7 protein-coding genes and 3 pseudogenes are annotated in these 9,497 nt (G+C 40.3%); 6 read left to right on the top strand and 4 right to left on the bottom strand.

What is annotated here, in order from left to right:
* Positions 1-230 precede the first annotated feature (230 nt).
* Positions 231-498: pseudogene (locus F6K22_RS20295) on the bottom strand (IS701 family transposase); the annotation flags it as partial.
* A 1,047-nt stretch (positions 499-1,545) separates the two neighbouring features.
* Between F6K22_RS20295 and upp the strand changes: the two are divergent.
* The 3 genes from upp to F6K22_RS20280 all read left to right on the top strand — a co-directional run bounded on the left by upp (position 1,546) and on the right by F6K22_RS20280 (position 3,297).
* Positions 1,546-2,196, top strand: coding sequence for a uracil phosphoribosyltransferase (gene upp, locus F6K22_RS20290; protein WP_293101814.1), 651 nt, complete (start codon positions 1,546-1,548; stop codon positions 2,194-2,196).
* Between the two features lie 388 nt (positions 2,197-2,584).
* Positions 2,585-2,893, top strand: coding sequence for a ssl2009 family thylakoid membrane protein (locus F6K22_RS20285; RefSeq protein ID WP_293101811.1), 309 nt, complete (start codon positions 2,585-2,587; stop codon positions 2,891-2,893).
* Between the two features lie 119 nt (positions 2,894-3,012).
* The gene (locus tag F6K22_RS20280; protein ID WP_293101808.1) at positions 3,013-3,297 is read left to right on the top strand and encodes a YggT family protein; all 285 of its coding nucleotides are present in this window, start codon (positions 3,013-3,015) and stop codon (positions 3,295-3,297) included.
* 77 nt (positions 3,298-3,374) lie between these two features.
* Here the strand turns inward: F6K22_RS20280 and F6K22_RS20275 are convergent, their stop codons facing one another.
* The 3 genes from F6K22_RS20275 to F6K22_RS42260 form a co-directional block, all read right to left on the bottom strand.
* Positions 3,375-3,827, bottom strand: a complete 453-nt coding sequence (locus F6K22_RS20275; protein WP_293101805.1) for a hypothetical protein — start codon at positions 3,825-3,827, stop codon at positions 3,375-3,377.
* Positions 3,828-4,102: 275 nt separating this feature from the next.
* Entirely contained in the window at positions 4,103-4,291 is a 189-nt protein-coding gene (locus F6K22_RS42265; protein WP_363273994.1) for a hypothetical protein, read from the bottom strand.
* A 257-nt stretch (positions 4,292-4,548) separates the two neighbouring features.
* Positions 4,549-4,614, bottom strand: a complete 66-nt coding sequence (locus F6K22_RS42260) for a hypothetical protein (RefSeq protein ID WP_363273997.1) — start codon at positions 4,612-4,614, stop codon at positions 4,549-4,551.
* Positions 4,615-5,185: 571 nt separating this feature from the next.
* Between F6K22_RS42260 and F6K22_RS43100 the strand changes: the two are divergent.
* The 3 genes and pseudogenes from F6K22_RS43100 to F6K22_RS43090 all read left to right on the top strand — a co-directional run.
* Positions 5,186-7,681, top strand: a pseudogene (locus F6K22_RS43100) (CheR family methyltransferase); the annotation flags it as partial.
* Positions 7,682-7,690: 9 nt separating this feature from the next.
* Positions 7,691-8,212, top strand: a pseudogene (locus tag F6K22_RS43095) (diguanylate cyclase domain-containing protein); the annotation flags it as partial.
* Positions 8,189-9,055 (top strand): putative bifunctional diguanylate cyclase/phosphodiesterase, encoded by an 867-nt coding sequence (locus F6K22_RS43090; RefSeq protein WP_375340177.1) that lies wholly within the window; start codon positions 8,189-8,191, stop codon positions 9,053-9,055. The pseudogene F6K22_RS43095 and the gene F6K22_RS43090, both read left to right, overlap by 24 nt.
* Positions 9,056-9,497 lie beyond the last annotated feature (442 nt).

Genomic DNA, 9,497 nt, shown 5'->3' with positions numbered 1-9,497 from the left:
TACGTCAATATTGTTAGTCAACCAATAAAAAAAACGGAAATAAATAGCTGTACGAAAAGCGCACCATTGCATCAGTAAATGTCTTCAAATGTTTATTCCCCCATTGTATTTTTCAGCCACCAGTTAAGTGAATTCACAAGCAAAGATTAAGGTAGCGTATTGGCTTAATATTCAGTATGTTCGGTGGGTTACGGCGGACAGTTAAGAGTTTAGTGAGACTTACACAATTTTTAAGCCCAAATATATACCAAACTCTCTTGATGAGAGGCAAATACGTCAATATTGTTAGTCAACCAATAAAAAAAACGGAAATAAATAGCTGTACGAAAAGCGCACCATTGCATCAGTAAATGTCTTCAAATGTTTATTCCCCCATTGTATTTTTCAGCCACCAGTTAATTGATTAAAAATAATAAAACTATCAGCAAAAAATACCAATATAAAATGGCGTTACATGCTCAATTTATCTCTTACTCGATATTCTTTTAATCCCAACCATCTCTAACACTATGAAACATAAATAGTGGAGCTTTATCTTAACAAAACCAACCCTATACCTGGATTTAATATTCCTTTTACAAACAGTCTCTAATATACCCTAAATCTTGATAAAAATTGCCTTTAATATACCCCATTGGCAATTATTTTAAATACTTGTAATATTTAACTCGATCTATTCCTGTAGCAATCAGGAATCAGATGTGAGAATTGAGGTCTTCCTTAAAAGTAGAGAATATAACAGTTATCATATGTCATATTCATAAGATAAATTTTTTTCTTCTTCTCTGTTCCCAGTTAAGTTTTCCCAGTTAAGTGTTCCCAGTTAAGTGTTCCCTAAAAGTAGCCAATATCTCACAACTCAAATAATATTGCTATACCTAGTAATACCAATTACTAAAAGTAATGCTACGCTTCAGCTAGACTTCAAAAATTAAATATTTGCCAAGGTTTAAAGTCTTTTTTTTGACAATTATTAATCGGTCAGTATTGATTTTTCCTACTTTTACTTCTCCCCTCACCCCCCACACTCCCCACACTTCCCCACCCAATTAGATATAGCATTCTTTTTGAGAAATAGTATAACTATTCAGCTATCTCGGAATCATATCTTAGTTTTTTGATGAATTAAGCAAGGTTTTTTTGAGAATACTTATATTAACTGAAGAGCTACTTATTTATGCTAAAAATTATCTGAAATATATCAATAATAATTTCTGATTTCAAGAGAATACGAGCCTAATTATAATAACTGCGAATAACCCAGTTCCTACCCAGGAGGCAAGCTAAAAGCTAACTACTGTTAGCTCCGCATTCCGCAGGAAATACTTACCCTATCCATAATAATTCTGATGTTTTTTCGGAAAATATTTATTGATTAGTACATATCTGTGGTAATTTGAAATTAATCAAGACTTACGCACCAGAACCCAGAAACCAGGTTTTTTTTGGAGATGTCTATTCTTCAAACCAATTATTTTTCCTAGCAACCGAGTTTATTTGCGTAAGTCCTATTAATATTAGGTACTATGGGGGGATTTAGAAATTATGGCTCTACAACTGCGTGTTTATGTCCCACCCCATCCATTGGTAAAACATTGGTTGGGTGTAGCTCGTGATGTTAATACACCCTCAGCACTGTTTCGCTCTGCAATTACAGAATTAGGTAGATGGTTAACTTATGAAGCGATTCGAGATTGGTTGCCTGTGGTAGAAACAACAGTACAGACTCCTTTAGCTGAATGTTCTGCCACTTTTGTCAATCCTCAAGCTCCCATAGTAGTAATACCTATCCTCCGAGCTGGTCTGGGATTATTAGAAGGCGCTCAAACTGTTTTACCCTTGGCATCTATCTATCATTTGGGTATGGTCAGGAATGAAGAAACTCTTGAAGCTAGTTGTTATTTGAATAAGTTGCCCCCCCAATTTGACCCTAATGCTCGGGTTTTGATTTGCGACCCAATGTTAGCTACTGGTGGCACAATTATGCAGGCAATGGCTGAATTAACTCAGCGTGGAGTTGACCCCACTGCTGTAAGAATCATTTCTGTAGTAGCTGCTAAACCTGCTCTACAAAAACTAGGTACTGCTTATCCGAGCTTGGCTATTTATACAGCAACTATTGATGAGATTGTAAATGATGTTGGTTATATTGTACCAGGCCTTGGTGATGCGGGCGATCGAATTTTTGGTACTTAGGACTTGGTAAAAATAACGTGAAAAGTTTTTGTCTCGAAGCTAGATTTCATATCATGTCCGTTAGTATCGTTTGTGTAAACTATTGGCAAATATCTACCTAAGTTTAAGTAAGTTTTTTTCTCCTTTGAAGCCTTCATCCCTCTCTCCTAGATAATTAAAGCCTTCTTCGTCAACCGTACTGTATAATTTTGAAATTTTATTAGTAATATGTTATGTTTTAGTAAAAAAAAATACTATAATAACTATAAAGACTTACGCATACAAACCCACTAAACCTTGTTTCCTTGTAGATTTCTATTCTTAAAACTAAAGATTTCTCCTATAAACTGGGTTTTTGTGGGTAAGTCCTCAAGTAAATAGAATCTAAATAATTAGCTGTTTGCTAAATATGAGTAATAAAAATGGTTTTGCAAGTGGTTTGATGGCAGGTGTAGCAGTTGGCGGCCTGGTAGGTGGATTATTCGGAATTTTAATCGGAGCAAGGATATCTGATGATACTGATGTAGCAGAAAATTTATTGGATAGCCAAGATTCTGAAAAAGAAAAATCTACCCAAGAAACAGAAGCTATAGAAGAGACTCGCCAAAGTTTGGAGGGTAAAATAGCACAGTTGAATCAAGCAATTGATGAAGTTCGCAACCAAATAAGCGCTGTCAATGGATCTTTGGAAAAGACAGATCGCTCGCTCTGTGAGTGAAGAATGAGTATATTTTGTAGATTTTAGAGATAGCTCTGGGTCGCTAAATAGGACAAAGCTATGCTAAACTCTAATTATATAACTTATTGGTTGTTTGTAGTTTCAGAATAATAATATTTATGAATGCTTCCATAGCACTATTAGCCCAGACATTATCAACTTTTGTGAGCTTCTATTTGGTTTTGATGTTCATTAGGATTTTATTAAGTTGGTTCCCTAATGTTAATTGGTATGACCCACCATTTTCTGTATTGAGTCAGTTGACAGATCCTTATCTCAATATATTTCGTTCTATTATTCCACCCCTGGGAGGTATTGACTTTTCTCCCATAATTGCTATCTTTGCTCTCCAGTTTGTAGCTCAAATTTTAACTGGATTATTAGGTAGTCTGGCAGTTTATTAAAATCCATTACATTAAAAAACTTTGGGGCAGATTGAGAAATAGGTATTTATTCCTATAACTCTATCTGCCTTTAAATATTAAAATCCCTCAAACTCTTCAATAGTTTGCTCCCACCGAACTTTACTAGGAAAGCCAGATGATTTAAACTGCTTAAGTTTTAAGGGAGTAGGTAGATTTGCTGGTATAGAAACTCTAATTTCAAAATCAGTCGTAGTAAGTGCTGGAACTTCTGGAATTGAACCAAGTCTGGTACGATTTTGCATGACGTTATTGTTATTAGCATCATAAATACGTCCATATACATCAGCGTCATACACATTTTTACCAGAAGCATTTTGGGCTTTCCCACTGATGATAAAACAGTTAGCTCCCATACTAGAACCACTGCTGATAATCCCTGTTGATAGACTGGGGGGACAATCTTTGTAGTCTATATCATATAGTTTAATTGGAATTAATGCCCAAGCAGGGCTACTCCACAACCAAGTTACTATGGCAATTAAGCTGCAGATAATAATATTAGTTAACATCCTCCCCGGGCTAAAGGAACGGGTATTCCTTCCTAGCCGAAGCTCCTCGGTGGGTTGAGGTTTCACAGGCTGCTGCACCCACTCCTCTTGCTCCCCTCCCGGGAGGGGATGGGGGTGGGTTACGCTTGCCTCCACATCCATTTTTTGTCGCGGACGGGCAGTCCGCGACCAATAACAAAAACATAACATATGTATAAAAAAAAAACAACTAAAAAGTCGCCCGCGCCTCGGCCAGGCTTTAAACCTAATTTTTCGGTAAGAATCGCGATCGCATACTAAGTGACATCCTCAGATTGAATAGTAATTACAACAAACCACCCCATCGCTTTTTTGAGGGTTCTTACTTGCTTAACAACAAAACCGTCAGGTATTGGACGATGTAGGTTGATTTGGACAAGTCCCAGTTTTGGGAGTTTGAGTTGCCATCCTGTAATTGGATTGACTGTGAATTGAGGAAACAACATGGACTTTATTTGTCCGTACTTTTTGAACCGGGGAAATCCATAACCTCTTTTTTGGAAAAAGTCCCAAGCATCATGCAATCTTCCGATAGTTGTCTGCAATACCTGAGAAGGAAGCGCAGCTAGTAGTAGGAAACTCTTTCCCAGCCTTGGGGAGGTTGTTTTGCTGTTCCTGATATCCAGGGAATGGATAATCAGCACTTATGATATATTCACACTCCAAACTACCCCTATATATTGGACATTTTCACCGAAGCAATCTAATCCTTGAGTTCTCCAAGAGCATAGTTATAAACATTATGACAAGTTTCGAGCCATTCATTCAATAACTCGACCTGTTGGGTGGTCGGGATAAATTTGATAAGTGTAGTTGATGGCGATTATAGCTGGAATGATACCATAAAAGGGAATTACAGTAAATGCTGATTTGACCAAGAAATAAGGTCAATAGCCTCCCCTTTCAAGGCTAAAAAAGTGGTCGTTTCGGCTATCGCCGACATGAAAAGCAGAGCTTTCAGTAGTAGGTTTTTTTACCGAATAATTAAGGTTTAAAGCTTCTCGTTTAAAGGAGAAACAAGCGGTCGGAAAGCGTAGCATTCCGAAGGATGGAATGGCGAGGAAACCTCGCTAGCCTCCAATCGACCAAGAGAGCGGTCGGAAAGCGGAGCATGGAGTAGGATGGGATGGGGAGGAGACCTCGCTAGCCTCCAATCTCCCCTTGAGAAGAAAAAATTTTCACGCTCCGCGTCAATCCAATCCGTTTTAGGGAGAGGTAATTATCCATTATCCATTAATGAACCACAATTTTAGTCTATACAAGCCACTACGCTTATTGCAACTACAAGTTTTGCACTTTTGAGCAGAGCTAATAATTAATTATAATTATTAATTAACTATATGACAGAATCTAATAGGACTCCTCAACCCCAACCCAACCAAGATTTCCCATCTACAAGCTTCGTGGTAGGTATTGGCGCATCAGCAGGTGGACTTCAGGCCATCGAAGCCTTCTTTAGCAGTTTGCTACCTGAGCCTGGTGCGACCTTTGTCGTGGTGCAGCACCTATCGCCAGACTATCGCAGTTTAATAGTAGAGCTGCTACAGCGACGCACTACACTGCCAGTTTACCCAATCGAAAACGGCATGGCCATTACCGTGAATAACGTATATGTGCTGCCCCCAGGGTTTGTGGTCAGGTTACAGGGACAACAATTGTGGTTAGAAGAGCGTCAGGAGGGACAAATTGATGCTCCTATTGACTATTTCTTTTTGAGTCTAGCTCAGGAACGAGGCGATCGCTGTATCAGTATTTTGCTATCTGGTACGGGGCACGACGGTACTGAGGGCCTCAAAGCTATTAGCAGGGCGGGGGGTGTAGCTCTAGTACAGTCCCAGGATACGACCCAATTCGCGGCCATGCCCAGTAGCCCCCTCAGTTCAGGGCTGGTGGATGAAATCCTCTCTCCAGAAGAATTAGCTCAGGCAGTGTGTGATATAATTGGCTACACCCGTACCCAGGAATCTCTGACTAGAAATTCTACAACGCTACTGCCTCCTGAGCAACTGACCGAAATTCTAGATATTTTGCAAAGGCAGGAAAATATTGACTTTTCCTTGTACAAACCAGGGACTCTGAACCGTCGTATCATCCATCGGTTACTGCTCTCCAAAGTCAATACAATTTCTGAATACATCACTTACCTGAATGAGAATGTAGAAGAAGTCAAAAATCTGCGACAAGATTTGCTGATTGGTGCTACCCGTTTCTTCCGCGATCCTGAGATGTGGTCTTTGCTGCAAACAGAAGTGCTACCCTCCCTGCTGGAAACCTTGGAGCCAGGCAACCCCCTCCGGCTTTGGGTGACCGGATGTTCCACTGGGGAAGAAGTCTATTCTCTAGCCATTGTTGTTGATGAGGTGATGCAGAATATGGAGGAAAAACATCCGGTAAAGCTGTTTGCTACTGATATCGACCAGGAGGCTTTGACAATTGCTTCTCAGGGGATTTACAGTGACAATATTGTTCAAGATATCGGGGCAGAACGGCTGCAATCTTACTTTGTTGCGGAAGGCTCAACTTATCGGATAAAAAAGTCTATTCGTTCCCAGGTGGTTTTTGCCTCCCATGATTTGACGAAAAATCCAGGCTTTTCTCAGATGCACCTTGTTAGTTGCCGTAACCTACTAATTTATATGCAATCTGCTTTACAGGAACAGGTGCTAATGCTGCTGCACTTCTCCCTGGCAAGAAGGGGGGTTTTAATCCTTGGACCTGCGGAAAATTTGGGAATCATACCCCATGCGTTTGATTCCATTAACCAGCAGTGGAAAATATTCCGTAAACGCCTGGATGTTCAACTACCAGTCACTCGGATCATCAAGTCTCCCACTATTCAGCCTGTGACGATGTACAAACCAGTAAAATCAGGGCGACCTATTTACGAGACCTGGGTGCAATCTGTTTTTAAGCTGCGGTTTGGCGAGCAACCAGTCACTTGTGTGGTAGTCAATCAAAATCATCAGATTGTGCATATATTGATTAACACTGCTAGGTTGCTGGAACTTCCCCTGGGAGAAATGAGTACAAATATATTAGATATTGTGCCACCAAGTATGAAGATACCCTTGAGTACGGCTTTGCATCGTGTGAAGCGGGATCGGCAGTCGATAGTCTACAACGACATCCAGGTATCGGAGTTGGAGTCTCAGCAAAGGATTAATCTTTGGGTAGGGAAAGTGGAGGAGGATGATACCAGCTCGGAAATTCAGATAATTGTGCTGTTGGAACTGGCGCTCCCCACTGAGTCTATTGCAACCTCGACAGATTTAGATTTTGATCCTAACTCAGTTCTGTCTCTGCAAATTCGAGAGCTGGAATTTGAACTACAGCAGACCCGCGAAAATCTGCAAACCACTATTGAAGAGCTAGAAACTGCTAACGAAGAACAACAGGCGACTAATGAAGAACTGGTAGCTTCCAATGAAGAACTACAAAGCACCAACGAAGAACTGCAATCAGTTAATGAAGAACTCTACACCGTTAATGCTGAAAATCAGGAACGCATTGAAGAGCTGACCGAACTTAGCGCCGATATTGATAATCTACTGCAGAGTACCGATATTGGTGTTGTGTTTCTAGACGCGGATTTTAATATCCGTAAATATACCCCTGCTGCTGCCAAAGTATTTAACTTTCGCATGGGGGATATTGGCAGACCCCTGACCGAACTGGTGAATTACCTGGATATCAATAATTTAATATCTCTAGTTCAGCAAGTCGCCGAAACTCAAAATTCTCAAGAACTAGAAGCTACCAATGTCAACACAGAAGATCGCTTACTGCTAAGAATTTTGCCCTATTTGCGGGAAGATGGCACAAGCAATGGCGTCGTACTCACCCTGGTGATCGTTAATGACCTGAAGAAGATTCAAAACGATCTGCAACGTCAAGCATTTTTTGATACATTAACCGAGTTAGCTAATAGAGCCTTTTTCTTGGAAACTCTCAAATTGTCGATCGCTCGTATCAGTCGGGATACTTCTTATCAATTTGCTCTGCTATACCTAGATATAGATGGCTTTAAAGAAGTAAACGATACCCTAGGCCATGCTGCAGGCGACCAACTGCTGGTGGAAGTCGCCGAACGCCTCAATAATACTGTTCGCCCAGGGGATATTATATCTCGCTTAGGGGGAGATGAGTTTGCCATTTTGCTAGCAAAAACTGCTGGTTCCGAAGTAGTAATGGAGGTGGCATCTCGCATTCAATCAGCGATCGCTGCACCCTTAACTATTGGCACTTCCCAATTATCTATCACCGTCAGTATTGGTATTGCCTTTTATGCTCCAGACTATCAGTGGCAGAGTGACACAGTTATCTTAGAAAATGCCGACATAGCGATGTACGAGGCTAAACACCAAGGACCGGGAAATATAGCACTCTTTCATCCTTCCATGCGGTCTAAACGGGAAAGCCAAGCAGAACTGAAGGCAAGCTTATACCAAGCGTTAGAGCAGGAAGAGTTTGTCCTGTATTATCAACCGTTGATAGATTTTTCGAGTCAGTCGTTGAAGGGGTTTGAAGCCTTGATACGTTGGCAGCATCCTCAGCGAGGATTACTTGCTCCCATAGAATTTTTACCCGTTGTTGCAACTTCCCATCTCATGCCAGCATTAGAAAATTGGATTTTTAAGGAAGCTTGCCATCAGATGAGTCAATGGAATCAGGAATTTGATTTCAACAAAGCATTTAAGATGAATATCAATATTTCCCCTGATTTTCTCCTGCACCCGAACTTCATCAATAACGTAAATTTAGCCATTAGTGAATCAGGTGTCAACCCCGAGCAAATTTGCCTTGAATTGACAGAAAATTCCTTTATCGGCCATAGCAGTGATGTTGAGACCCTACTTTTAACTATCAAGAGACTAGGGATAAGTATTGCTCTTGATGATTTTGGCACTGGGTATTCATCGCTGTCCTACCTACATCGTCTTCCCATAGATAAGATTAAAATTGACCAGTCTTTTGTGCAGTCTTTCGATTCAAGTTCGTCCCTAGTGGGTATCACTAGAGGAATTATCAGTTTAGCACGCCAGCTCGAACTTAATGTAACTGCTGAGGGGGTCGAAACCTTAGAACAATTCAGACAAGTACAAGAATTCGGCTGTGACAATGCTCAAGGGTACTTTTTTTCTCACCCCGTTCCAGGGGTAGAAGCGAAGCAATTAATAGAAAATCCAGAGTTTTGGGAAAATTTATTTTAGGGTTTGCTAAGGGTAGGAGTCAGGAGTCAGGAGTCATATCAAATCCGGTTGAATACTTATTATATGCTTGGGGGAGATTCGGAAATTCGGAGATGGGGAGGTGGGGAGATAGGGAGGTGGTTCTATTCAATCTTGAAGTAATTTATAGAATTATCAACATATATTATATAACCGGATTCTATATCAGAATTTAAGATAGAAGAACAGAGAAAAATCAGGTATGAAGGAGAGGAGGAGAAAGTTTTAATATACCTAATCATCCGGACATGATATTAAAAGTCAAAAGTCAAAAGTCAAAAGTAAGATTTTATGGTATAATACGGCTTTGTTGCAATAGTAGGGGCGGGTTCCGGGTTAAATTAATGAGCTTCACCACCAGATGAGATAAACCCGCCCCCAATAGACATAGGCGTGATAATTAAAGATCAAATCAATATAGTGA

Origin of the sequence: Okeania sp. SIO2F4 (genome assembly GCF_010672385.1) — a bacterium.
GTDB lineage: Bacteria > Cyanobacteriota > Cyanobacteriia > Cyanobacteriales > Microcoleaceae > Trichodesmium.
This window is presented reverse-complemented; position numbering and strand designations above follow the sequence as displayed.